The sequence below is a fragment of the Microbacterium sp. lyk4-40-TSB-66 genome, assembly GCF_030209475.1.
GTDB lineage: Bacteria > Actinomycetota > Actinomycetes > Actinomycetales > Microbacteriaceae > Microbacterium.
Genome location: NZ_JARVRW010000001.1, coordinates 301078 through 325369 on the forward strand (window position 1 = coordinate 301078; position 24292 = coordinate 325369).

At 70.1% G+C, this 24292-nt stretch carries 19 protein-coding genes; 12 read left to right on the forward strand and 7 right to left on the reverse strand.

Annotation, left to right across the window (positions count from 1 at the left end):
- Positions 1-43: 43 nt before the first annotated feature.
- The 5 genes from mtrA to hpf all read left to right on the forward strand — a co-directional run bounded on the left by mtrA (position 44) and on the right by hpf (position 5577).
- Complete coding sequence (mtrA, locus tag QRO03_RS01325; RefSeq protein WP_285135721.1) at positions 44-724, forward strand: MtrAB system response regulator MtrA; 681 nt, start codon at positions 44-46, stop codon at positions 722-724.
- Between the two features lie 7 nt (positions 725-731).
- Entirely contained in the window at positions 732-2414 is a 1683-nt protein-coding gene (mtrB, locus tag QRO03_RS01330) for an MtrAB system histidine kinase MtrB (RefSeq protein WP_285135722.1), read from the forward strand.
- Positions 2411-4069, forward strand: a complete 1659-nt coding sequence (locus tag QRO03_RS01335; RefSeq protein ID WP_285135723.1) for an LpqB family beta-propeller domain-containing protein — start codon at positions 2411-2413, stop codon at positions 4067-4069. Before mtrB ends, QRO03_RS01335 begins: the two co-directional genes overlap by 4 nt.
- A gap of 80 nt (positions 4070-4149) precedes the next feature.
- On the forward strand, positions 4150-4818 hold the full coding sequence (locus QRO03_RS01340) for a ComF family protein (RefSeq protein WP_285135724.1): 669 nt from the start codon (positions 4150-4152) through the stop codon (positions 4816-4818).
- 93 nt (positions 4819-4911) lie between these two features.
- Positions 4912-5577 carry a ribosome hibernation-promoting factor, HPF/YfiA family gene (hpf, locus tag QRO03_RS01345; RefSeq protein ID WP_285135725.1) on the forward strand — a complete coding sequence of 222 codons (666 nt, stop codon included), beginning with the start codon at positions 4912-4914 and terminating at the stop codon, positions 5575-5577.
- 316 nt (positions 5578-5893) lie between these two features.
- On the opposite strand, the gene QRO03_RS01350 is transcribed toward hpf, so the two are convergent.
- Both QRO03_RS01350 and QRO03_RS01355 read right to left on the reverse strand, forming a co-directional pair.
- Positions 5894-8809 carry an RCC1 domain-containing protein gene (locus tag QRO03_RS01350; protein ID WP_285135726.1) on the reverse strand — a complete coding sequence of 972 codons (2916 nt, stop codon included), beginning with the start codon at positions 8807-8809 and terminating at the stop codon, positions 5894-5896.
- A gap of 282 nt (positions 8810-9091) precedes the next feature.
- Positions 9092-10408: a coiled-coil domain-containing protein gene (locus QRO03_RS01355; protein ID WP_285135727.1), complete on the reverse strand. Its 1317-nt coding sequence runs from the start codon at positions 10406-10408 to the stop codon at positions 9092-9094.
- A 184-nt stretch (positions 10409-10592) separates the two neighbouring features.
- Between QRO03_RS01355 and secA the strand changes: the two genes are divergently transcribed.
- Entirely contained in the window at positions 10593-13391 is a 2799-nt protein-coding gene (gene secA / locus QRO03_RS01360) for a preprotein translocase subunit SecA (protein WP_285135728.1), read from the forward strand.
- A gap of 120 nt (positions 13392-13511) precedes the next feature.
- On the forward strand, positions 13512-14738 hold the full coding sequence (locus QRO03_RS01365; RefSeq protein WP_285135729.1) for a pyridoxal phosphate-dependent aminotransferase: 1227 nt from the start codon (positions 13512-13514) through the stop codon (positions 14736-14738).
- Between the two features lie 184 nt (positions 14739-14922).
- Here QRO03_RS01365 and QRO03_RS01370 read toward each other — a convergent pair whose 3' ends face one another.
- Entirely contained in the window at positions 14923-15369 is a 447-nt protein-coding gene (locus tag QRO03_RS01370; RefSeq protein ID WP_285135730.1) for an Rv3235 family protein, read from the reverse strand.
- 610 nt (positions 15370-15979) lie between these two features.
- Between QRO03_RS01370 and QRO03_RS01375 the strand changes: the two genes are divergently transcribed.
- Positions 15980-17476: a sensor histidine kinase gene (locus QRO03_RS01375; RefSeq protein ID WP_285135731.1), complete on the forward strand. Its 1497-nt coding sequence runs from the start codon at positions 15980-15982 to the stop codon at positions 17474-17476.
- A gap of 351 nt (positions 17477-17827) precedes the next feature.
- Here the strand turns inward: QRO03_RS01375 and QRO03_RS01380 are convergent, their stop codons facing one another.
- Positions 17828-18076, reverse strand: a complete 249-nt coding sequence (locus QRO03_RS01380; protein WP_013583608.1) for a WhiB family transcriptional regulator — start codon at positions 18074-18076, stop codon at positions 17828-17830.
- A gap of 210 nt (positions 18077-18286) precedes the next feature.
- Between QRO03_RS01380 and QRO03_RS01385 the strand changes: the two genes are divergently transcribed.
- Positions 18287-18667: a histidine kinase gene (locus QRO03_RS01385; RefSeq protein WP_285135732.1), complete on the forward strand. Its 381-nt coding sequence runs from the start codon at positions 18287-18289 to the stop codon at positions 18665-18667.
- A gap of 386 nt (positions 18668-19053) precedes the next feature.
- On the opposite strand, the gene bcp is transcribed toward QRO03_RS01385, so the two are convergent.
- Genes bcp through aroA form a run of 3 tightly spaced genes read right to left on the reverse strand, consistent with a single transcriptional unit; the run spans position 19054 to position 21945 of the window.
- Positions 19054-19527 (reverse strand): thioredoxin-dependent thiol peroxidase, encoded by a 474-nt coding sequence (gene bcp / locus QRO03_RS01390; RefSeq protein WP_285135733.1) that lies wholly within the window; start codon positions 19525-19527, stop codon positions 19054-19056.
- A complete protein-coding gene (rsgA, locus tag QRO03_RS01395; RefSeq protein ID WP_285135734.1) occupies positions 19524-20585 on the reverse strand; it encodes a ribosome small subunit-dependent GTPase A in 1062 nt (353 codons plus the stop codon). The genes bcp and rsgA overlap by 4 nt, the downstream gene beginning before the upstream one ends.
- A 13-nt stretch (positions 20586-20598) precedes the next feature.
- Positions 20599-21945, reverse strand: a complete 1347-nt coding sequence (gene aroA / locus QRO03_RS01400) for a 3-phosphoshikimate 1-carboxyvinyltransferase (RefSeq protein WP_285135735.1) — start codon at positions 21943-21945, stop codon at positions 20599-20601.
- A gap of 88 nt (positions 21946-22033) precedes the next feature.
- On the opposite strand from aroA, the gene QRO03_RS01405 reads away from it, so the two are divergent.
- The 3 genes from QRO03_RS01405 to QRO03_RS01415 are packed head-to-tail and all read left to right on the forward strand — an operon-like array spanning position 22034 to position 24256.
- Complete coding sequence (locus tag QRO03_RS01405) at positions 22034-22660, forward strand: sigma-70 family RNA polymerase sigma factor (RefSeq protein ID WP_183419364.1); 627 nt, start codon at positions 22034-22036, stop codon at positions 22658-22660.
- Positions 22657-22899 carry a zf-HC2 domain-containing protein gene (locus QRO03_RS01410; protein WP_285135736.1) on the forward strand — a complete coding sequence of 81 codons (243 nt, stop codon included), beginning with the start codon at positions 22657-22659 and terminating at the stop codon, positions 22897-22899. Before QRO03_RS01405 ends, QRO03_RS01410 begins: the two co-directional genes overlap by 4 nt.
- A 52-nt stretch (positions 22900-22951) precedes the next feature.
- Positions 22952-24256 carry a GNAT family N-acetyltransferase gene (locus tag QRO03_RS01415; protein WP_285135737.1) on the forward strand — a complete coding sequence of 435 codons (1305 nt, stop codon included), beginning with the start codon at positions 22952-22954 and terminating at the stop codon, positions 24254-24256.
- Positions 24257-24292: the final 36 nt, after the last annotated feature.

The window sequence follows — 24292 nt, forward strand, 5'->3', positions numbered from 1 at the left end:
TGCCCGTTTCCGAGCGGGTCCGAGCTGGAAGACGTACACCCGAATGACTTCACGGATCCTCGTTGTCGACGACGACACCGCGCTGGCCGAGATGATCGGCATCGTGCTGCGCACCGAGGGATTCGACACCGTCTTCTGCGCCGACGGTGCGCAGGCCGTGGACGCCTGGCGCACGGAGCGCCCCGACCTCATCCTCCTCGATCTCATGCTCCCCGGGGTCGACGGGATCGAGATCTGCACGCGCGTACGCGCGGAATCCGGCGTCCCGATCATCATGCTCACCGCGCGCACCGACACCGCCGACGTCGTGAAGGGCCTGGAGTCGGGCGCCGACGATTACATCATGAAGCCCTTCAATCCGAAGGAGCTCGTCGCCCGCATCCGCACGCGACTCCGACCCGTCCAGGCGGCGGTCGATGAGACCCTGCGCATCGGCGACCTGACCGTCGACGTCGCCGCCCACGAGGTGCGTCGAGGCGACGCGCCCATCGCTCTCACCCCGCTGGAGTTCGAGCTCCTCGTCGCGCTCGCCGAGAAGCCGCAGCAGGTCTTCTCGCGCGAGATGCTGCTCGAACAGGTGTGGGGTTACCACTACAAGGCCGACACGCGCCTGGTGAACGTGCACGTCCAGCGTCTGCGCGCCAAGATCGAGGCCGACCCCGACAATCCGCGGATCGTGACCACCGTGCGCGGCGTGGGCTACCGCGCCGGCGCGGTGGCCTGAGCACCTCATGACGGGGGCGGTCCGCACCCTCCCGCCTCGGCCGCGTGGCCTCCGCGACTGGCGTCTCGCCCGTGATCGCCTGCGCACGCTCTGGCGCCGGTCGCTGCGCTTCCGCACGATCCTGATCACCGTCACCTTGACGGCGGTGACGATCCTCGCGACGTGTCTGGCGATGGCGCTCGTCATCCAGAACGAACTCTTCAGCGCGCGGAAAGACCAGGTGCTCCTCGAAGCGCAGCGCGCAACCGCCGCGGCGCAGGCGACGCTCGACGCCGCGGTGGACTCCACAGACCCGGCCGCGGCGCAGACCCTGATGAACGGCATCGCGACCCGTCTGTCGCAGCAGTCCTCCAGCGACCTCATCGCGCTGTACCGAATCGGCCCTCCGTCACCGCTCGCACCTCAGCCGTTCATTTCACCCGCGTTCGAATCGAATCTGGTAACCGACGCGCTGCGCACGCAGGTGCAGTCGAGCCCCGACCTGCAGTGGTGGCAGTCGGTCGCGCTGCCCTCCGACGGCGGCCGCGAGGTCCCCGGCATCCTGGTCGGACACCAGCTCCGCTTCCCCGCTTCCGACGGCGTCGATTCGTACGAGCTCTACATGGGGTACGACCTCGTCAGCGCATCGCAGACGCTCTCTTTCGTGCAGGTGCTGCTGTGGGTCGTGGGGCTCGTCCTGGTCGTGCTGATCGGGGCGATCGCGTGGTTCGTCCTGCGTTCAGTGACGACGCCGATCGCGGATGCCGCCGAGACCAGCGCGAAGCTCGCGGCGGGCGACCTGGGGGTGCGACTGCCTGTGCGCGGCGAAGACGAGCTGGCGACGTTGAATCGCTCGTTCAACGCCATGGCCGACAGCATCGAGTCGCAGATCAAGGAGCTGGCCGACCTCTCCCTCGTGCAGCAGCGTTTCGTCTCCGACGTCTCGCACGAACTCCGTACGCCGTTGACCACCATCAAGCTCGCCGCCGACATGATCAACGATCAGCGAGACGAGTTCGACCCGGTGACGGGCCGTGCCGCGGAGCTGCTGCACGCGCAGGTGCAGCGGTTCGAGGTCCTGCTGACCGACCTGCTCGAGATCAGCCGGTACGACGCCGGGTCGGTGCAGCTCGAGCTCGAGCCGACCAGCCTGGCCCATCTCGCCGAAGACGTCATCCTCTCGATGGAGCAGTTGGCCGAAGGACACGGTTCCGATGTGCGGTTGGTCGCACCCGGCGGTTACACCCCGGTCGAGATGGACGCCCGTCGTGTGCGCCGGATCGTGCGGAACCTCCTCGGCAACGCCATCGAACACGGCGAGGGGCGCCCGATCGTCGTCTCGGTCGACAGCGATCGGGATGCCATCGCCCTCGGTGTGCGCGATTTCGGTCTGGGCATGCGCAGCGACGACGTCGAGCGCGTCTTCGACCGGTTCTGGCGCGCTGACCCATCGCGGGTGCGCACCATCGGCGGTACGGGCCTCGGCCTGTCGATCGCCCTCGGTGACGCGCGCCTGCACGGCGGCACCCTGGCGGTGTGGTCCGAACTCGGTCGCGGGTCGAACTTCGTGCTGACCCTCCCGCGCTCCGGCAGGCCGGTGACCGGCTCGCCCCTGCCGCTCGAGCCCGAAGACGAGCAGGGGGGCCCGCTCGAAGCGCTCGGCCTCACGCAGCCCATCTCGACACGTCCCGGAGTCAGGAGGCCGTCATGAGGCGCGCCCTCGCCCTCGTCAGCCTCGCGCTCGTGCTCGCCCTCACCGCGTGCACGGGTCTGCCCACCACCAGCTACGTCAATCCGGGTCGGGGTCCGCAGACCGACGACACCCAGGCGTTCGCATTCGTCCCCGACGGCCCGCAGGACGACGCCACGCCGAGCGAGATCGTCGAGGGGTTCCTCCGCGCCGGTTCCGGTCCCGCCGACGACTGGGCCACCGCGAAGCTCTTCCTCGCCGCGGGCACGCAGTGGGACCCGCGGGCGCGCGTGACGATCGACCGCCTGGCCGACCGTCGTGCGACGGCCGCCGCCGACGGCAGCTCGGTCGCGGTGTCCGTGGTGGCGACCGCCGGGGTGGATGCCGACGGCGCGTACGCCCCCGCCGCATCTGGCACGGCCGAGACGCTGTCGTTCAGCCTCGCGAAGGTCGACGACCAGTGGCGCATCACCGCCGCTCCCGACGGGGTCGTGCTGTACGAAGAGGTGTTCCCGACCGTCTACCAACCGGCATCCATCGCGTACTTCGATCCGACGTACAGCTTCATCGTGCCGGACGTGCGCTGGTTCCCCCGCGCCCTGGTCGCCAGTCGGGTGGCCACCGCGCTCGTCGACGGACAGCCCAGCGCGTGGCTCGCCGGTGCCGTGGAGTCGGCGTTCCCCGACGAACTGTCGCTGGTGGGGCGCTCGGTCACCCTGTCGCAGAACGGCGTGGCCCAGGTGCAGTTGCCGCGGGCCGCGCTCAGCCTCGACCGTACGCGGCTCGACCGCATGCAGACCCAGCTCGCCCGGAGCCTCGCCACGGCCGGGATCAGCGACGTGCAGATGACGGTCGAGGGAACCCCCATCACGGCCACCGAGGTGCCTGTGCGCGTCACGCGCGTCGACCCCTCGCCGGCGGTGCTGACCTCGGTGGGCCTGTTCGGCTCGCTCGCGGGCGACACGGTCGAGCCCATCGAGAGCCTCTCGGATGCCGTCGAGTCGCTGGCGCCCTCCGCGATCGAGCTCGAGGCCGACCGCAGTCTCGCCGCGATCCGTACGCAGCAGGGGTCGGTCGCGAGTGCGCTCGCCGACGGGCGCACGTTCCTCCTCGATGACCGGCCCGGCCTCATCGCCCCCTCGATCGACGCCGAGGGGTCGATCTGGAGCGTTCCGGCCGCGGCCCCCACCCAGCTGCGGGCGATCACCGCCGAGGGCGTTCCGCGCGAGGTCGGCAACGCCTGGCCGGATGCCGCCGAGATCACCGCCATGCAGATCTCGCGCGACGGCACGCGTATCGCCGCCGTCGTGACGGTCTCGGGGACCCGCGAGGTGTGGGTCGCCGGCATCCAGCGCACCAACGGCGACATCGATCTGGGTCCGCCCCACGTGCTCTCGTTCTCGCAGCCCGGGGCGTTCGACCTCGCCTGGCTCGACGACACCACGGTCGGCGTCCTCTCCAGCGTCGACGGCGTCAGCACCCTGCACGAACTCGGGGTGGGCGGGCGCGGCACCGACTCGGTCGCGCCCGAGGGTACGCGCACGCTGGCGGCGGGCAGCACGAGCGTCCGCGTGCTCGACGATCAGGGGCGTCTGTTCAGTCGACGCGGGAGTTCGTGGACGCTCGTGGCCTCCGACATCCGTGTCCTCGCGGCGCAGCAGGGCACTACGTCCTGAGGCTCCTCCCCAGGGCGTGAGCATCGACCGGTTCGGAGCCCCGTCCCTCGCGCCGGGCGCGGGCGCGGGAGGCTGGCCGCATGGCCTTCCCCGTTCCGATCACGTCCGCGCTGCACGATGCCCTGACGTTCTGGCTCCCGCTCGCCTGCGCGGGATGCGGTGATCCCGATGTGTTCTTGTGCGACGGATGCCGTGGCGACCTGACTCCACGACCGTCACGGCAGGAGCGTGATCCCGGCCTCTCCGTCGTCTGCGGGCTGCCCTTCGAGGGCGTTCCGGCGCGGGTGATCAGAGCGTTCAAGGAGGAGGGCCGCACGGCGCTGGCGCGCGACCTCGCCCCCGCGCTGGCCGCCGCGCTCGCCGTATCCGCTCCGCCGGGGGCGCGGGTCACGACGGTGCCGTCGTCGCGCGCGGCGTTCCGCCGCCGCGGCTATCGCCCGGTCGAGATGCTGGTGCGGCGGGCGGGCCGGCGCCCCGAGCGACTGCTGCGGCTGCGCCGTGCGCCCGGCGATCAGCGCGGACTCGGCGATCGCGCGCGACGCGAGAACGTCCGCGACGTGTTCGCGGTTCGAGCCGTCGTGAGCGGGCCGGTCGTGGTGGTCGACGACGTGGTCACGACGGGTGCGACGTTGGCTGAGGCGGTTCGTGCCCTGCGTGCGGCGGGCGTCGCAGATGTGCGGGCGGTCGCGCTCGCGCACACGCCGCGCCGCAGGTCATTGGGAGGTGAATGGGAGGTGATTGGCACGTGACATGTCGGTGGCCTCCCACTAGCGTGGGGATGACTGAAGGCGACGGATGTTCCGCCCTTAGACCGGGCGGAACCCGGAACAAGGAGGTCACGGATGGACACCAACATCGTCGGCGTGGGGGTCGGTATCACCGATCGTTTCCGCACCGTTGTTGAAGAGAAGGTCAGCCGCATCGAGCACCTGGCGCCTCGTGCGCAGGCGCTCGAGGTCAAGGTCACCCACCGTTCGTATCGCAACGGACGAATGGAAGACGACACCGTCGAGCTCACCCTCGACGGCAAAGGCCCGGTGGTCCGAGCCGAGGCTACGGATGTCGACAAGTTCGCCGCTCTCGACCTCGCGGTCGACAAGATCTCCGAGCAGGTGCGTCGTGCGAAAGACAAGCGCGTCGACGCCCGAAACCACCCCCGCGGCGCCCGGTTCGAGAAGGGCACCGGCGAGCTGGCGGGCATCGACGTCGAGCCCGCGTCCGTCGAGGTGTTGCGCGCTGTGGCGACCGGATCGATTCCGGTGCAAGAAGAGGGAGCCGCCGACGAGGAGGACTACACCCCCGTCGTCATCCGCCAGAAAGAGTTCGGCCCCGAGTGGATGACCGTCGAAGACGCCGTCGACCGTATGGAGCTCGTCGGCCACGACTTCTTCCTCTTCATCGACGCCCGCAGTGACCACCCCAGCGTCGTGTATCGCCGCAAGGGCTGGGACTACGGCGTGATCGCGCTCGCGACGCAGGCCGCGCCGGCCGCGCAGGTCGCATCCTGAGGCCCCTCGTCGAGAAACATGCCGCGGACGGACCGTTGGGCGTCATATAGCTCTGCGGGCCGGGCGTAACGAGAGCCCGGCAGGAGCGATTCTGCCGGGCCCTCGTGCTTGATCGTCACTCTCAGGCTGCGCGTGCGGCAATATGTCGCGCGCGACAATGCGATGAGAACCAGCAGCTCCTCACACTGCGTCTACTCGTCGGCATGTCGGGGTGCTCCGACTACGCGGCGCGGCGCGTGCATCGTTGTCGTCGGAAGAAGGCAACCCCGTCGTCGGACACGTGAGTCTCCTGCAGCGGGGTGCCTCTGCATCAACGTCACCGAACGAAGAACGCACTCCTGCCGCTGGTGCTGTTCTGCGACAGGGACTCCACGTTCGATGTCGATTGCACAGAGACAGGGGTGGAGCGATTTACGTACGTGCCGTCTCCGAGCTGGCCGGCGTCGTTTCCACCCCACGCGGTGAGGCCGCTTGCTGACAGGGCGTAGGCGCTCGTGAAGCTCGCGGTGATCGAGGTGGCATTCGTGAGGCCGATAACACTGACGGGGGTGAGAGCGTTGTAGGCGGTGTTGTTGCCGAGCTGTCCTTCTCCGCCCCAGCCCCAAGCTTTCACTTCGCCACCGGCGAGGGCGTACCCGGTCCCCTGTCCGGCAGCGATCTGCGTCACCCCGGTGAGTGCGCCGATGGGCTGAGCCCGGTTGTAGTCGGCGTTGCCGGTTCCATTCGCGAGCTGTCCCTCGCCGCCGTAGCCCCACGTGTAAACCATGCCGGAGATGAGGGCGTAGGCGGTGGCACCAGCGCTGGCAATCTGGGTGACGCCGGTAATGGGGGCGCCACCACCAGAAATGACATCGACAGCGGTGTAGCGGGCGTCGCCCCCCTCGCTGTTGTCCGTGTCGCCATTCCCCAGCTGGCCGTAGGCGTTGTTGCCCCAGGCGCGGACCGTGCCATGGACGGTCAGTGCGTAGGCATTGGTGTCTCCTGCGGCGACTCGGCTTGCCCCGTTGACACCGGGGATCGCGGTGGGAGTGGCGGTGCTGGTACCCGGGAAACCGAGTTGTCCGTACCCGTTGTCGCCCCATGCGAGAACCGTCCCTTCTGATCGAACGGCGTAGGCACTTGAGGGTCCGGCGGCGATCTGGGTGATGTCGGTGAGACCGGCGACCGGCGTCCAGGTGGACCGGGTCGTCGTTGAGCCGTCCCCGAGCTGACCGGAGCCGTTGTCGCCGATACCCCAGACAGTGCCGTCGTCGAGCAAGGCGAGGCTGAACCGACTTCCGGCGGCGACGGAGCGGATAGGCGAGGGGAACACGAGCGAGAGCTGGGCGGGTGTGGGCACGGATTCGGTGTTCCCATCGACCGGGGTGCCCAACTGGCCCGCCCAGTTGTACCCGACGGCGTACGCGTTCGCACCGACCACTGTCAGCGCTGCGGATCCGGTGACACCCGAGGCGCTGGCCTCCACGGTCAGGGCACTACCGGGCGTCGCCCACGTGTCGGTCGTTGTGAGGGTAGACGTCGCGTCCCCAGAGGTGCCGGTAGCCGACGATGCGGGGGAGAAGGACGTCCCGGAAGGCCCACTCCACGTGATGGTCCTGCCCGCCGCCGGGTTGCCGCTCGCGTCGGTGAGGGCCGCGGCCACGGGGGTGGTGCCGGCCGCGATCGTGCGCATGTCGGGGCTGGTGATGGTGAGGGTCGGTGCCTGGTAGCGGAGGAAGAAGGCGCAGTTGCTGCCGGTGTTGCTGGCGGGCATGAGGGTGGTGACGTTGGCGGTGTTCTGCACGGTTACAGGAGTGAGGCGGTCCGTGTAGGTGCCGTCGCCGAGTTGGCCGCTGTCGTTTCCACCCCAGGCGTAGATTCCAGAGGGGGAGATGGCGTACGCGCTGCTTCCTGCCGCGGAGATCGCGCTCACATCGGCGAGGCCGCTGACGGTGACGATCGTGTACGAGGAGGTGGTGGTGTTGTTGCCGAGTTGGCCGCTGTCGCCTCGGCCCCATGCTTTGACTTGACCGCCGGTGAGGGCGAACGCAGTCCCGCCTCCCCCAGCAATCTGTGTGACGCCGCTGAGACCGCTGATGGCCCGGGCACTTGGGTAGTCGTCGTTGTCGGTACCGTTGGCGAGCTGTCCGCCCGCACCGGTGCCCCAGGTGAGAACGGTGCCGGCGATGAGGGCGTAGCCGGTCCCGCCGGAGGAGGCGATCTGTGTGGCGCCACTGATGGGGGCGCCATTGACGTCGACGACGGGCAAAGCCGTGTAACGAGCGTCACCGCCGTCGCTGTTGTCCGTGTCGCCGTTCCCCAGTTGGGAGTAGGCGTTGTTGCCCCAGGAATAGACGTTGCCGTTGGTCACGAGCGCGTAGGCGTTGTCGCCGCCGGCGGCGACTTGGGTGGCGCCGCTGACGCCGGGCACGGCAGTGGGGGTGACGCTGACGGTTCCGGGGAATCCGAGTTGCCCGGCACCGTTGTAGCCCCACGCGAGAACGATCCCGTCGGACCTGACGGCGTAGGCACTGGCCGGTCCGGCGGCGATCTGGGTGATGTCGGCGAGACCGGCGATCGGCGCCCAGGTGGATCGGGTCGTGGTGGTGCCGTCACCGAGCTGGCCGGAGCCGTTCTCCCCGATCGCCCAGACGGTTCCGTCGTCGAGCAGGGCGAGGCTAAATTGGCTGCCCGCGGTGAGGGAGCGGATGGGGGAGGGGAACACGAGCGACAGCTGCGCGGGGGTGGGCACCGTCTCGGTGTTCCCGTCGACCGGGGTGCCGAGTTGGCCGGCCCAGTTGTTGCCGACCGCGTACGCGTTGGCGCCGAGCAGCGTGAGTGCGGCGCTGGTGGTCCCGCCGTTGGTGGTCGCGGTGACCGTCAGCGAGCTGCCGGGGGTCGCCCACGGGTCGCTGGTGGTCATCGTCGTGGTGGCGGTGCCGGCGCCGTCGGTGGTCGGCGTCGCGGGTGAGAAGCTGGTGCCCGAGGGACCGGTCAAGGCGACGGCGCGGCCCGCGAGGGGCTGCCCACCGTCATCGACGACGCGCGTCGACACGGGTGTCGTGCCGGCGGCGACGGCCTGCATGTTGGGCGAAGTGACCGTCAGGGTCGGCGCGCCGCTGACGGCGAAGGCGGGCGTCGCGCTGACCGCGACGATCGCGGGCACCGACCACGCCGCTCCGGCGATGATCGTGCGGCGCGACAGGCCGGCTGCGGCGGCGGAATCGGCGGTGGAGGGGGCGATGTCGGTCACGGTGAGCTCCATTCAGGCGCCGAGCGGGTACGGAGTGGCCACGGCTTTCCTGATGATCCGCGGTGTGTTCCGCCCGCGAGAGGGCTGGGGTCTCGTCCCGCGGGGGTGGTGAAGCCCCGTGAACCGCCTCATCCCGCGGCGGCACCCGCACGCCGCCACCGAACGCGCTGCGCTTCTTCACCCGACGGGTGAGTCAACGAGGGATGAGAAATCGCCACCGCCGACAATTCGCGTTGCGGGGCCGCGTGCCGAGCGCGCTTGCAGCGGTATGAGGGCTCGGGCTCAGCCGTCGAAGATGTCGCCGAGCAGCGAGCCGATGACCAGGCCGCCGAGCATGCCGCCGACCATGTTGCCGCCGCCCATGCCACCGCCGCGGCCGTACCCGCCGCCACGGCCGTATCCGTCGCCGCCGCCGAAGTCGTTGGGGCGGGACTGCTCGATGTCGCGCTGCGCGATCTGCAGGGCCTCGGAGGCCAGCGAGCCCGCGCGGCGCGCCGTGGCGAGCGCTGTCTCGCGCTGATCCTCGGCGACCGGTCCGAGCGGGAGTCCGGCGCGCAGGCGCTCGGCTTCGACGAAGCGCGTGCGCGCGTCGGCCCCGATCCATCCGCGGTGGCCGGTGATGAGTCCGCGCGCGACCGCCAGCTGTCGGTCGGCGTCGTCGATCGCGTGCTCCACCTGCTGCTGCGAGGGCACGGGACGGGCGGCGCGCTCGCGCGCGAGGTCGAGGTCGGCGTTGGCCTGGCGAAGCGACGACAGCGCCGCAAAGGGATCCGTGCGGGTACCGGATGCCGGCAGCGCGGTCAATGCGCCCTGCAGGGTCGACATGGCGGCGACGACGGCGGGGGTCTGCGCCTCGCGGCGAGCCTCGACGAGGTCGTTACGGGAGTCGTCGACGACGGCGGCGAGAGTGGACTCGGCGCGGAGCGCCTCGATCTCGAAGGTGTCGACGGCATCCAGAAGCGATTCGGCACGACGGACCGCCTCGGTGGCCGCCTCCAGCGCGACCGACGCCTGCTCGCGCTGGCCGGCTTCGCGGCGGCGTTCGGAGACGGACGCGGTGTGCACGGCGAAGTCGAGGAGCTGCTCGATCTCCTCGGGATTGCCGCCGATCTGCGCGAGGGCCGAATCGCTGTACCGACGCGAGAGACGTTCGACCACGTCGCGCGCGTTCGGGATGCGCTCCTGCAGACGCTCGCGATCGGCGCGAACGCGGGCGAGCGTTTCGGGCGCGCGCCGCACGGCGTCGATCTTGGGCTGCAGGACCTGCGTGCGTTCTTCGAGGAGGTCTTCCGCCCACTGGGAGAGCTGGATGATCCGCGCGTTGCGCGTGCGCAGCTCCTCCTTGGTGTCGGGGATCTCGTCGTGGTTGAGCTGGTGCAGCTGGAAGGCCTCGGCGAGGTGGGTGCGCACGGAGTCGAGGGCGGCGGCGAGGTCTTCGGTGGCCTTGTCGCCGAGCTCGGCGCGCGCGAAGTCGAGCTCGTCGGAGGTGAGACGCACCCGCTCGTCGGCGGCGACGATCGCCAGTTCGGCCCGCCGAGCCAGATCCGCGTCGGCCGCGTCTTGCTCTTCGCGCTTCCTCTTACCCCAGAAACCCGCCATGCGTCGATCCTAAGCGGCGGGTCCGCACCCGTCGCCGTGTGTTCGCTGCGGGCGCGCAACCCGGCCAGGGGATTGCGGCTCCTTCGCAGGTCACGAACCGGTAACACGGATACCATGGGCGACGTATGCCTGTTCGCAGGCCGGCGCCCGTACGGGCGTCGCACCCGACAGATGGAGATTCTTCGTGGCAAATCCGCTCGAGAGACTGCTGCGCGCCGGTGAAGGCCGCGTCCTGCGTCGCCTACAGGGCGTCGTCAAGGCGACCGGGGCGCTCGAAGAGGACTACGAGCAGCTCACCGACGACGAGCTGCGCAACGAGACCGTCGAGCTCCGCGCCCGTTTCGAGGCCGGCGAGACGCTCGACCAGCTCATGCCCGAGGCGTTCGCCGCCGTCCGCGAAGCGGCGAAGCGCACCCTCGGCCAGCGTCCGTACGACGTGCAGATCATGGGCGGCGCTGCCCTGCACCTCGGCAACATCGCTGAGATGAAGACCGGTGAGGGTAAGACGCTGACCGCGGCCCTCCCGGCCTACCTCAACGCCATCGCCGGCAAGGGCGTGCACGTCATCACCGTGAACGACTTCCTCGCCAGCTACCAGTCGGAGCTCATGGGCCGCGTCTACCGCGCGCTGGGGATGACGACGGGCACCGTCGTCTCGGGTCAGACCCCCGGGGTGCGCCGCGAGCAGTACGAGGCCGACATCAGCTACGGCACGAACAACGAATTCGGCTTCGACTACCTGCGCGACAACATGGCGTGGCGCAAGGAAGACCTCGTGCAGCGCGGCCACTTCTACGCCATCGTCGACGAGGTCGACTCGATCCTCATCGACGAGGCTCGCACTCCGCTGATCATCTCGGGCCCGGCATCCGGTGAGGCCAACCGCTGGTTCGCCGAGTTCGCGAAGCTCGCCCGCACTCTCGAGGCGGGCGTCGACTACGAGGTCGACGAGAAGAAGCGCACGATCGGCGTGCTCGAGCCCGGTATCGAGAAGGTCGAGGATTACCTCGGCATCGACAACCTCTACGAGTCGGCCAACACGCCCCTGATCTCGTTCCTGAACAACTCGATCAAGTCCATCGCACTGTTCAAGCGCGACACCGACTACGTCGTCATGAACGACGAGGTCATGATCGTCGACGAGCACACCGGTCGCATCCTGGTCGGGCGTCGCTACAACGAGGGCATCCACCAGGCCATCGAGGCCAAGGAGGGCGTGCCGGTCAAGGCCGAGAACCAGACCCTCGCCACCGTCACCCTGCAGAACTACTTCCGCCTCTACGACAAGCTGTCGGGCATGACCGGTACGGCCGAGACCGAGGCGGCCGAGTTCATGTCGACCTACAAGCTCGGCGTGGTCCCCATCCCGACCAACCGGCCGATGGTCCGCAAGGACCAGTCCGACCTCGTCTACAAGAACGAGACGGCCAAGTTCGCCCAGGTCGTCGAAGACATCGTCGAGCGCCACGCGAAGGGCCAGCCCGTGCTGGTCGGTACGACGAGCGTCGAGAAGAGCGAGTACCTCTCGCGTCTGCTGGCGAAGAAGGGCGTGCGGCACGAGGTGCTCAACGCCAAGAACCACGCGCGCGAGGCGGAGATCGTCGCCCGCGCGGGCCGCCTCGGTGCCGTGACGGTTGCCACCAACATGGCCGGTCGTGGAACCGACATCATGCTCGGCGGTAACGCCGAGTTCCTCGCCGTGCAGGAGATGAAGGCGAAGAACCTCGACCCCGTCGAGACGCCCGAGGCCTACGAGTCCGAGTGGGACACGGTCTACCAGTCCATGCGCGACACCGTCGCCGAGGAGGCCGCGAAGGTCACCGAGGCCGGTGGCCTCTACGTGCTGGGCACGGAGCGTCACGAGTCGCGCCGCATCGACAACCAGCTGCGCGGTCGTTCGGGCCGTCAGGGCGACCCGGGCGAGAGCCGGTTCTACCTGTCGCTCACCGACGACCTCATGCGCCTGTTCCAGTCGGGCGCCGCCGAGGCGATCCTCGCGCGCACCAACTTCCCCGACGACGTCGCGATCGAGTCGGGCCTCGTGTCGCGCGCGATCAAGAGCGCCCAGTCGCAGGTCGAGGCGCGCAACGCCGAGATGCGCAAGAACGTCCTGAAGTACGACGACGTGCTGAACCGTCAGCGCGAGGCCATCTACGCCGACCGTCGCCACATGCTCCAGGGCGATGACATCGCCGACCGCGTGCAGCACTTCATCGAGGACGCCATCACCGCCGTGATCGACGACCACACCGGCTCGGGCCACACCGAATCCTGGGACTTCGACGCGCTCTGGACCGAGCTGAAGACGATGTACCCGGTGAGCGTGACGATCGACGAGGTCGTCGCCGAGGCCGGCGGCAGCAAGGGGCGCATCACCCCCGAGGGCCTCAAGCGCGAGATCATCTCCGACGCCCGGATCGCCTACGAGAACCGCGAGCAGCAGCTCGGCGAGCAGGCCCTGCGCGAACTCGAGCGTCGCGTGGTGCTCCAGGTGCTCGACCGCCGCTGGCGCGAGCACCTCTACGAGATGGACTACCTCAAGGACGGCATCGGCCTGCGTGCCATGGCCCAGCGCGACCCGCTGATCGAGTATCAGCGCGAGGGCTACCAGATGTTCCAGTCGATGATGGGCCAGATCAAGGAGGAGTCCGTCGGCTTCCTCTACAACCTCGAGGTCGAGGTCCGAAAGATCGAGGGCGACGAGGCGCAGGTCGAGGCCAAGGGCCTCACGCCCACCCCGGTCGAGACGCAGCGCCTGGAGTACTCGGCCGCGAACGACGCGGGCGAGGTCGAGGTGCGCAACGACCGCGGCCAGGTGCAGCAGGCGGCGACGAACCGACTGCGTCAGGCGGCGCAGCCCGCCGCACCCGCAGCGGAGCCCGTGCCCACGGGTGCTCGCGGGGCGTTCGGACAGCGCACCGACGCCGCCGACGACTCCGCCGCGTCGAACCGCGCCGACCGTCGCGCCGCCAAGAAGAAGTAACGAACGACCACCGGATGCCGTGCCTCGATCTCAGGGGCACGGCATCCGACGTCCGCGGCGACCGACACCTGGTCCACTCGGTGTCGATTGGCCCGTTGGGGCCGGGGATATCCTGAACCGATGAGCCCGCTACGCCCCCTCGATCAGTCGTCGAAGTTGAAAGACGTCCTCTACGAGATCCGGGGGGAGGCCCTCGTCGAGGCCGACCGACTCGAGGCCGAGGGGCACTCGATCCTCAAGCTGAACACCGGCAACCCGGCGATCTTCGGTTTCGAGGCACCGCACCAGATCGTCCGCGACATGATCGCGTCAGTGCCCCACGCCCACGGCTACAGCGACAGCCGCGGCATCCTGTCGGCTCGTCGCGCGGTGGTGTCGCGCTATGAGCAGGAGCCCGGGTTCCCCCCGCTCGACCCCGATCACGTGTTCCTCGGCAACGGTGTGTCCGAGCTGATCACGATGACCATGCAGGCGCTCCTCGACGAGGGTGACGAGGTGCTGATCCCCGCCCCCGACTATCCGTTGTGGACGGCGATGACGAGCCTCGGCGGCGGGACGCCCGTCCACTACCTCTGCGACGAGTCGCGCGAGTGGCAGCCGGACCTCGACGACATCCGGGCGAAGGTGACGCCCCGCACCAAGGCCATCGTGGTCATCAACCCCAACAACCCGACGGGGGCGGTGTACTCGCGCGAGATCCTCGACGGGATCGCCGACATCGCCCGTGAGAACTCGCTCCTGCTGCTCGCCGACGAGATCTACGACCGCATCCTGTTCGATGACGCGGTGCACATCCCGATGGCCACCGTCGCGCCCGACCTGCTCTGCCTGACCTTCAACGGTCTGTCGAAGACCTACCGCGTCGCCGGCTACCGCTCCGGGTGGCTCGCCATCACCGGCCCCAAGGAGCACGCGCAGGGCTTCCTGCACGGCATCAACCTGCTGGCATCCACTCGTCTCTGCCCGAACGTGCCGGCGCAGTTCGCGGTGCAGGCGGCACTGTCGGGCGTGCAGTCGATCGACGGGCTCATCGCTCCGTCCGGCCGTCTCCACGAGCAGAGGGATGCGGCCTGGCAGGGCCTCGAAGCCATACCGGGTGTCTCGTGCGTGATGCCCCGCGGCGCGCTCTACGCCTTCCCGCGGTTCGACCCCGAGGTGTACGAGATCCCCGACGACGGCAAGTTCGTGCACGACTTCCTGCTCGCCGAGCACGTGCTGCTCGTGCAGGGGTCGGGCTTCAACTGGCCCGCGACCGATCACGTGCGCATCGTGACGCTGCCGGAAGCGCGTGTCATCTCGGATGCCATCGAGCGGCTCGGCAACTTCCTGTCGTCGTGGCGGCCGTGACCGGTCGAGGCGTCGGCCGCTGATCCGCGGAAGGGTGCCGTCCCGATGGACGGCGCCCGTCCCGATCGGCGGCCCGGCCGTGATGCGGTCACGGCGTGGTGGATTCGGGCGTCGAGAGCCGCGCCGCCGCGTCGCGTTCGCCTCGACATCGCGGGATGACGACTCGGGCTCGACTCAAGGACGCTCACAGGAGGCCCAGCGACGTGACGCGCCAGCGACCGTCGAGGCCCTCGAGGCGGAGGGCGACGGCGCGGGTGCGCAGACGCGTCGACGCCGTCACCGTGGCCTCGACGACATGGTCGGCGGGGGAGGAGAGGTGCACGCTCTGGATGATGTGCGTCGCGCGGGGCGCGGGCATCCCGCGGGCGCTGCGCGCGCGGGCGGCCAATCCGGCGCGGACGACCACGGTGCGGTAGACGTCCTCCGACAACCACCGGGCGAGCTGGTCGACCTCGCGCACTCCGGCGAGCACCTCGAGGACTCCGCGGACGATGTTGAGCGTGAAGGTTCTCGCGGATGGCAGCTCATCGGCCGAGGTCCTCTGCCGACCGAAGAACTCCTCCGACCGGGAGGCGGCTGCGAGCGAGCGTCGCGTCGGACCCGAGGTGGTGTGGGCGTGCGGCTGTGACATGGTTCCCTCCGAGGATGTGGTGCGTGAAGCGAGCGGGGGGTGACGCCGAGAGTAGGGCAGCGGCGACCCGCGAACCGGAGCAGTCCGGACGCCTGTGGAGGGATGCGGGGAGATCTCGGCCTGGTGAGAAGGTGGCCTCGTGCGGACGACGCGCGTGACCGCGACGTGTGGCGCCTCTTCGTCGACGGGCTGACGCGGGCGCCCGACGGATCCGCGTGGATCCGGGCTTCGCAGCCGGTCGGCGGCGTCGCGTTCCGGGTCTGACGTGATCGCGTCGACGGGTGAAGCCTGTGCGCCGGGAAGCGGTCGAGATCTCGGCTCCAGACGGCCGGGAGGAGCTTCTCGGCGCGGGGGCGAGGGGGCGAGCAGGAGGCAAAATCGCCTCGCAAGAGCCTTCCGCTCACGATGTCCACCGTTAGGGGGAGGCGCCGCCCTCACCCGTCCAGGACTGGATCGTGCGATCCGTTCCCCGGAGGTCGTCGGCGGGTCCGTCTCCCGTTTCGCCCCGCCCTCGTATCGGCTCGCCGGGCGCTCACCCGACGACTCATGCGTGCTCCTCCTCGCGACTTCTCGGAACGGCGGTATCGACCCGCTCCCGTAGGGTGAGAGGGTGTCGACACTCAGTGAACTCGTCTACGCCCAGGGCCGCTCCAGCGAGGCGGACGTCGAGTGGCTGCACCGCTTGGCCGGCGACGGACAATTGCTCGCCGACCTGGCCTTCGCCGACATCGTGATCTGGGTTCCCACCCCCGACGACTCGTTCGTGGCCGTCGCCCACACGCGCCCCGGGGGAGCAGCCACCCTGTTCTACCGTGACATCGTCGGCGACCGTGTGCGGCCGCAGTGGCGCACGCAGGTGAGAGACGCCTTCCAGAGCGGACGCATCGTCGATTCGGCATCCCCCGACTGGTTCGAGGAGACGCCCACGCGAGTGCGCGCGGTGCCGATCGTGCGCGAGCTCTCGCGCGAGGGCGCGGCGGTCACCACCGTCGGCGTGCTCACCCGCCACACCAACCTCGGCGAGACGCGCACACCGTCGCGTCAGCAGATCACCTTCAACGATTGCGCCGACGATCTGTTCCGCATGATCTCGTCGGCCGAGTTCCCCGACCTCGCCGCCCCGACGGCCCCCCGCCGCGGCGCCCCTCGTGCCTCCGACGGGCTCATCCGCCTCGACGTCGACGGGATCACGACGTTCGCGAGCCCCAATGCGCTCTCGGCCTTCAACCGCATGGGCTTCGACGACGAGCTCGAGGGCGAGTCGCTGGCCGAGGTGACGGCGCGCATCCTCCCCGCCAAACGGCAGGACGTCGACGAGTCGCTCCCGGTCGTCGTCAGCGGCCGTGCGCCGTGGCGCGCCGACATGGAGGCGCGCGGCGTGCAGGTGTCTCTGCGCACGATCCCCCTGCGCGACCGCGGGAACCGCATCGGCGCCATCGTGCTGAGCCGGGATGTCACCGAGATCCGTCACCAGGAGCAGGAGCTCATCACCAAGGACGCGACGATCCGCGAGATCCACCACCGCGTCAAGAACAACCTCCAGACGGTCGCATCCCTGCTGCGCATCCAGGCGCGTCGCACGCACTCCGACGAGGCGCGGGACGCCCTCACGCAGGCCATGCGCCGGGTGTCGGCCATCGCGGTCGTCCACGACACCCTGTCGGAGGGTCTCGCCCAGAACGTCGATTTCGACGACGTCTTCGCCCGCGTGCTGAAGCTCGTCGCCGAGGTCGCCGCGGCCCCGAACACCCGCGCGCGCACGCGTTCGACGGGCCAGTTCGGTACCCTGCCCAGCCAGTTCGCGACCCCGCTCGCGCTGGCCCTCACCGAACTCGTCACCAATGCCGTCGAGCACGGGCTCGCAGGTCAAGAGGGTGACGTCGAGATCGCGGCGGAGCGCACCGGCGAGATGCTGGAGGTCAGCGTCCGCGACACCGGCGTGGGCCTGCCCGAGGGTCAGGTCGGGCGGGGTCTCGGCACGCAGATCGTACGCACCCTGATCCAGGGCGAACTCGGCGGCACGATCGACTGGCACACCCTCATGGGCAGCGGGACCGAGGTCACCATCGAGATCCCGTTGCGCTACATCGGCGGTTCCTCGGCCTGACGGACCGCCGCCACGCGGCATCCGTTCTCCTTACGGTGTGGCCCGTCCAACGGGGCTCGATCCTCGCGGAGTCGCGCTTCCCTCGCAGATTCCGGATGCCATTCTGCGAGGAAGCCGTCCGTGTGCGAGATTGGCCGCGGGCCGATGTCCGAGGACGACCCATCTCCGACGCGCCGCTACCGGCGTCCAGCGGAGCCCGATCCTCGCAGAATCGCGCGTCCCTCGCAGATTCCGGATGCCATTGTGCGAGCGACCTGCACATCTGCGAGCAGCCGCCAGGCCGGCGCTGCTCGGTTCCGAACGCGAAGAAGCCCGCCCCGAGGGGGCGGGCTTCAACCGTGGAGGGTGGTGTCAGGAGGCGCGGCGCGCGCGGGCGGCACGGCGCTTGAGGGCGCGGCGCTCGTCTTCGCTCAGGCCGCCCCAGACGCCCGAATCCTGGCCGGACTCGAGGGCGTACTGCAGGCAGACCTCGGTGACGGTGCAGCGTGCGCAGACCGATTTGGCCTTCTCGATCTGGTCGACCGCGGGGCCGGTGTTACCGACGGGGAAGAACAGCTCGGGGTCGACTGTCAGGCAGGCTGCTTTGTCGCGCCAATCCATAGGGGTGCTCCTTGTAACAGAAATTTTGGTCGATTCGGCACCGGCTATCGGGTCCGGTACCCTGGTGGGAACGCGAGCGATTGCTCGCCCCACTTCGCTGTGGGAGCACACGGCTTGTTCCATGCTCCCATAGCGATTCCGCCTGATCAAGAGGTAACCGGCAGGTTTCCGGATCGTAACGGGCCAGCGGCGCCCTTCGGAGGGTTTCGGATGCCGATTCGACTCGCGGCCGCCGCCCTGCTCGGACTCGAGGCCCTCGGCATCCTGGCGCTCGCCGGATGGCAGGTCGTGGCGCTCATCGGCGGCGACACCGACTCCGTCGTGAGCTCGATCGCCCTCATCGTGCTGACGATCATCGGCGCGGCCATCGTCGGCGCGTTCGCCGTCGGGACGGCGCGCGATGCGTCCGTCGCGCGCTCGGGCGGCATCGTGACGCAGCTGCTGATCCTGTCGGTCGCCATCGGTGCCGTGACCGGGGAATGGGCCGCCCCCACAGCCGCCCTTCTCATCGCCCTCCCGGCCGTCATCGGGCTGGTCCTGCTCGTCATCGCCGTGCGGCGCGCCGCGCCGCGCCGTCGCGACGACGACTGACCGTCCCCGACGGGCCAGAAGGCTCCACGGGTCGCTCTCGCCCGCGCGCGCGGCGTCAACCGTCCGCCGAACGTCCCGAATGCCCGTCGCCCGCGGCACACAACGCAGGGGAAACGGCGCGACGAGAGGGCTCGAGGCGGAAGAAACCCCCTGACCTGGGCGGATCTCCTGCGTTGTGTCCTCCGCGCAGCACCGACCGTACGGCGCGAACGATGGCCGCCGAGGGCCACAACGCAGGACAGGCGGGGCCGCGAGCGGGCGGAGGGTGAAGGGACCGAGCTGACAGGGGCGCGTCCGCTGCGGCGTGTCCACCGGCGGGCGTGCGGCCGACGAACGACGAACCCCGCCTACCGCGGATGCGGCGGGCGGGGTCGTGAGCGCGGAGGTCAGGCGGCGGCGAGGCCGAGGGTCTTACGCAGACGCGCGACGTGCCCGGTGGCCTTGACGTTGTAGAGCGCTTCGACGACCGTGCCGTCTTCGTCGATGACGAAGGTCGAGCGCAGCACACCGGTCACGGTCTTGCCGTAGTTCTGCTTCTCGCCCCACGCGCCGTACGCCTCGTGCACCGTGTGATCGGGATCACTGAGCAGGGGGAAGGTGAGGCCGTCGCTGCCGCGGAACGCCCGGAGCTTCTCGGGGGTGTCGCGTGACAGGCCGAGAACCGTGTACCCGGCGCCCTGCAGAGAGGCGAGACTGTCACGGAAGTCGCACGCCTGCGTCGTGCAGCCCGGGGTCTGGGCGGCGGGGTAGAAGTACAGGATCACGCGGCGACCACGGAAGTCGCTCAGCGAGACGGGGTGCTCGTCTTGGTCGAGCAGGGTGAAGTCGGGGGCGGTGTCGCCCTTGTCGAGGTTCGTCACCCCTCCAGCCTAGAACGCTCGATCGCCTGGAACGTCGTCAACAGCCGGTGCAGGGAGTCGAGACGCGCCTCGGCCCCCGGACCCAGACGACCGGATGCCACGGCCTCGGCGATCGCGCAGTCCGGCGCGTCGGGGAGGTGGGTGCAGCCGCGCGGGCAGTCTTCGGCCGCCTCGGCGAGGTCGGTGAAGGCGCCGAGCACATGGGCGGGATCGACGTGGCCGAGACCGAACGACCGGACGCCCGGGGTGTCGATCACCCAGCCGGAACCGGCGGGTCCCCGATAGCGCAGCGAGACGGCCGACGACGACGTGTGCCGGCCCCGACCGGTGACCACGTTGACGTGCCCGATCGCCCGCTCCGAGCCGGTCAGCGCATTGACGAGCGTGGACTTCCCCACGCCGGAGTGTCCGACGAAGACGGTGGAGTGCCCCGCGATCGCCTCGCCGATCTCGTCCAGCGGCATGGCGCCCTGCGCGCTGGTGAAGACGCGGAGGTCGATCCCGGCGAAGTGCGACAGGAACTCGGTCGGGTCGGCCAGGTCGGTCTTCGTGACCACGAGCAGCGGACGGATGCCGGCGTCGAGCGCGGCGACGAGATAACGGTCGACGAGCCGCTCGCGGGGTTCGGGGTCGGCCGCGGCGACCACGATCAGCATCTGGTCGGCGTTGGCGACGATCACCCGCTCGACCTGGTCGGTGTCGTCGGCGCTACGGCGGAGGAGGGAGGTGCGCTCCTCGATGCCGACGATGCGGCCGAGCGTGCCCTCGCCGCCGGTCAGGTCGCCGACGACGCGCGCGCGGTCGCCGTTGACGATCGGCTGCTTGCGCAGTTCGCGCGCGCGAGTCGCGAGCATGCGGCGCTCGTCCGGACCGTCCTCGTCGACGAGCACGGTGTACCGGCCGCGGTCGACGCCCAGGACCCGGGCGATCTGCGCATCGGCGTGCGCCGGGCGACGCTTGGTGCGGGGGCGGTTGGCCTTGGGGTTCGGTCGCGACCGGATGGACGATTCGTCGTAGGCGAGATCGTCGTCATCGTCGTCGTCGTCGAGCCAGCTCACGCGTTCGTCCTGCTCACGCGTCGACCGGGGCGTCGGCGCCGAGCATGGCGTGCCAGAGTGCGGCGAACTGGGGGAGGGTCTTGGCCGTCGTGCCGATGTCGTCGACCTGCACGCCGGGGACGCGGAGTCCGATGAGGGCGCCGGTCGTGGCCAGCCGGTGGTCGTGGTGGGCCTTCCACTCGCCGCCGGCCAGGGCGCGCGGGACGATGCGGATGCCGTCTTCGAGCTCGTGCGCCTCGCCGCCCAGCGCCCGCAGGTTGCCGACGAGGGCGGCGATGCGGTCGGTCTCGTGCCCCCGGATGTGACCGATGCCGTGCAGTGTCGTGGGGCCGTCGGCGAAAGCTGCCAGACCGAAGAGCGTGGGAGCGAGTTCGCCGGCGGCCGAGAGGTCGAGTTCGACGCCCAGGATGCCGTCGTCGCCGGCGGCGACGGTGAGGGCGCCGCCACGACGGCTCACGCGCGCCCCCATCTCGGCGAGGATGTCGACGAGGAGTGCGCCGGGCTGGGTGCTGTGCAGCGGCCACCCCGTGACCGTGACCGAACCGCCCGCGACCATCGCCGCGGCCAGGAACGGCGAGGCGTTGGAGAGGTCGGGCTCGATCGCGACGTCTTTGGCCCGGACGGGCCCCGCGGGCACGATCCACTCGCCCGGAGCCGGACGCTCCACGTGGACGGCGCGGTGGGCCAGCGCCTCGACCGTCATGTCGATGTGCGGGACGCTCGGAAGCCGCGAGCCGACGTGGCGCAGCCGCAGGCCCACGTCGAAGCGGGGGGCCGCCAGGAGCAGACCCGAGACGAACTGGCTGGACTGACTCGCGTCGATCTCGACCTCGCCGCCGCGCACGTGACCGTGTCCGCGGACCGAGAAGGGCAGGGCCCAGTGGCCGCCGTCGTCGATGTCGACGCCCACGTCGCGCAGCGCACGGATCATCGCGCCCATCGGGCGGTGCAGGGCACTCTCGTGCGCCGTGACGTGCACGTCACCTCGCGCGAAGCCCGCGAGCGGCGTCACGAAGCGCATGACGGTGCCGGCTTGGCCGCAGTCGATCGTCGTGCCGCCGAGGAAGGACGACGGGGGAGTGACCAGCAGGTCGGGCCCGAACGGCGAGTCGGTGTCGATCTCGTCGATGCCCACGCCCAGCGCCCGCAGGGCGTCGATCATGCGCGCCGAGTCGTCGGAATGCAGGGGGGCGTGCAGCGTGCCGGGGCCGTCGGCGATCGCGGCGAGAACGAGCTCGCGGTTCGTCAGCGACTTCGAACCCGGCACGGTGACCGTGGCACCCATGGGACCGGCGGCGACAGGCGCGTCCCACGCGCCGCGAGGCGTGGCGGCGGAAGGGGAATACCCGAGCGGATTCATCGGTTCCTAGCCTACTGAAAGGGGACGACACGTGACCGCACTTCTCGAGCGCGACAGCCCGCCGGCGAGCATCCCGGCGGCCTTCGACATGCCCGACGTAGACTGGCGCGCGATGGACGACACCGCCGAAGCGGGCTCGCAGGCCGAGCCCCGCGCACAGTTCGAAGAGCAGGCTCTGCCCTTCATGGACCAGCTCTACGCCGCAGCGATGCGCATGACGCGCAATCCCGCCGACGCGGCCGACCTCGTGCAGGAGACCTTCGTGAAGGCCTTCGGTTCGTGGGCGTCGTTCACGCAGGGCACGAACCTGAAGGCCTGGCTCTACCGCATCCTGACGAACACGTACATCAACACGTACCGAAAGAAGCAGCGCGAGCCCTACCAGAGCGCCATCGACGACCTCGAGGACTGGCAGCTCGGCGGGGCCGAGTCGACCACCGCGAGCAGCGCCCGCTCGGCCGAGGCCGAAGCGATCGACCACATGCCGGCATCCGTCGTCAAAGACGCCCTGCAGTCGATCCCCGAGGATTTCCGGATGGCGGTGTACCTCGCCGACGTCGAGGGCTTCGCCTACCAGGAGATCGCCGACATCATGAAGACTCCGATCGGCACGGTCATGAGCCGTCTGCACCGCGGCCGGCGGCTGCTGCGCGACCTGCTGTCGGACTACGCCAAGGAGCGCGGTATCAAGGCCGCGACGGGAGAGAAGAAATGAGCGACTGCGGCTGCGACAAGGCACGGCGCGACCTGGAGGAGTACCTCCGCAACGAGGTCTGCAAGACCGAGGCGAGTGACATCCGTCAGCACCTCGAGAACTGCCCCGGATGCCAGGACGAGGCGCTCGTGGCGCGCACCCTGACCGACGTGGTGGCGCGGGCGTGCAAAGAGACCGCCCCCGACGAGCTGCGTGATCAGGTGCTCGCGCGCCTGCGCGCGATCCAAGCCACCCACTGACCCCGGGCGACGCCCCTGGGTGGGTGTCCGAGGGGGTCCGTAGGCTGGGGTCATGGCATCCATCGACCCCCTGACGCTGCCCCTCGACCAGACCTCCGGCGACGACCTCGCGGCCTCCGGGCTCGATTACGCACGGGTGGATGCCGACGGCGACGCGTACCGTCCGTTCCAGCGTGCTGTGGCGCGCGGGTTCCTCGGCGGGGAGTCGACCGACGACGAGGCCGAGAACGCCCGCCTGACGCTGCGCACCCGCCGGCTCACCGGGGTCTACGACCGCGACGGGGTGGAACCCGGCGTCCCCGTGGGGACGGTCGACTCGTGGGCGACCGAGCTCACCACCTCGCCGGGGCGCCAGACCGACCTGTGGGCGATCAGCGCCGTCACGGTGGCGCCGACCCACCGGCGTCGGGGGATCGCCCGGGCGATGCTGGGCGGTGAGCTGCGCACCGCGGCGGACGCCGGCTTCGCCCTCGCGGGCCTGACCGTGACCGAGGCGACGATCTACGGCCGCTGGGGCTTCTCCCCGGCCACGTGGGCCTCCGATGTCGAGATCGACACCACCCGTGCCCGGTGGACGGGTCCGACCCCCGATGGACGCCTCGACTTCGTGCCGCGCGACGGCCTCGCCGACAGGATCGCCGCCGTCCACGAGCGCGTGCGCCGGCAGCGCCCCGGCTCGGTGCCCGGGTGGGACGGACGCTGGCGCGGGGTCGCGGGTCTCGCCCCCGGAGACAAACAGGGCGAGAAGGTGCGCGCCGTGGTTCACCGCGACGCCGAGGGGGTCGAGCGCGGCATCGTCGTGTACACGATCGCCGATCGCGACGACTTCGCGGCGCACGACCTCGACGTACGCGCGCTGTTCGCGGAGACGCCCGACGCCTACGCCGCCCTGTGGAGGTTCGTCCTCGAGCACGACCTGGTGGGCACGGTGAAGGCCTCGCTGCAGGCGCCCGTTCCGCCCGTGCAGTGGATGGTCGCCGACCGGCGCGCGGTCACGGCGACGCTGACCGACCACCAGTGGCTGCGGATCCTCGACGTCCCGCGCGCCCTCGCCTCACGGGCTTATTCCGCGCCGCTGGGGGTCGCCGTGCGCGTCACCGATCCGCTCGGATTCGCCGATGGCGCGTGGCGAATGGTCATCGGCGATGACGGCGAGGCCGTGGTCGATTCCGTCGCCACGGGCGACGCGGTCGACGTGGAGATGACCGTCAACGCGCTGGGATCCCTTCTGCTCGGGGGCGCGCGCGTCACCGAACTGGCCGCGGCGGGTCTCGCCTCGGGGCACCCCGACACCCTCGCGGCGGTCGACCGTTCCTTTGCGCCGTCTATGACTCCGCTTCTCGACATCTGGTACTGATGTCCTCGGCCCTGCTTTGCTCGTAGGCTTTCGCCG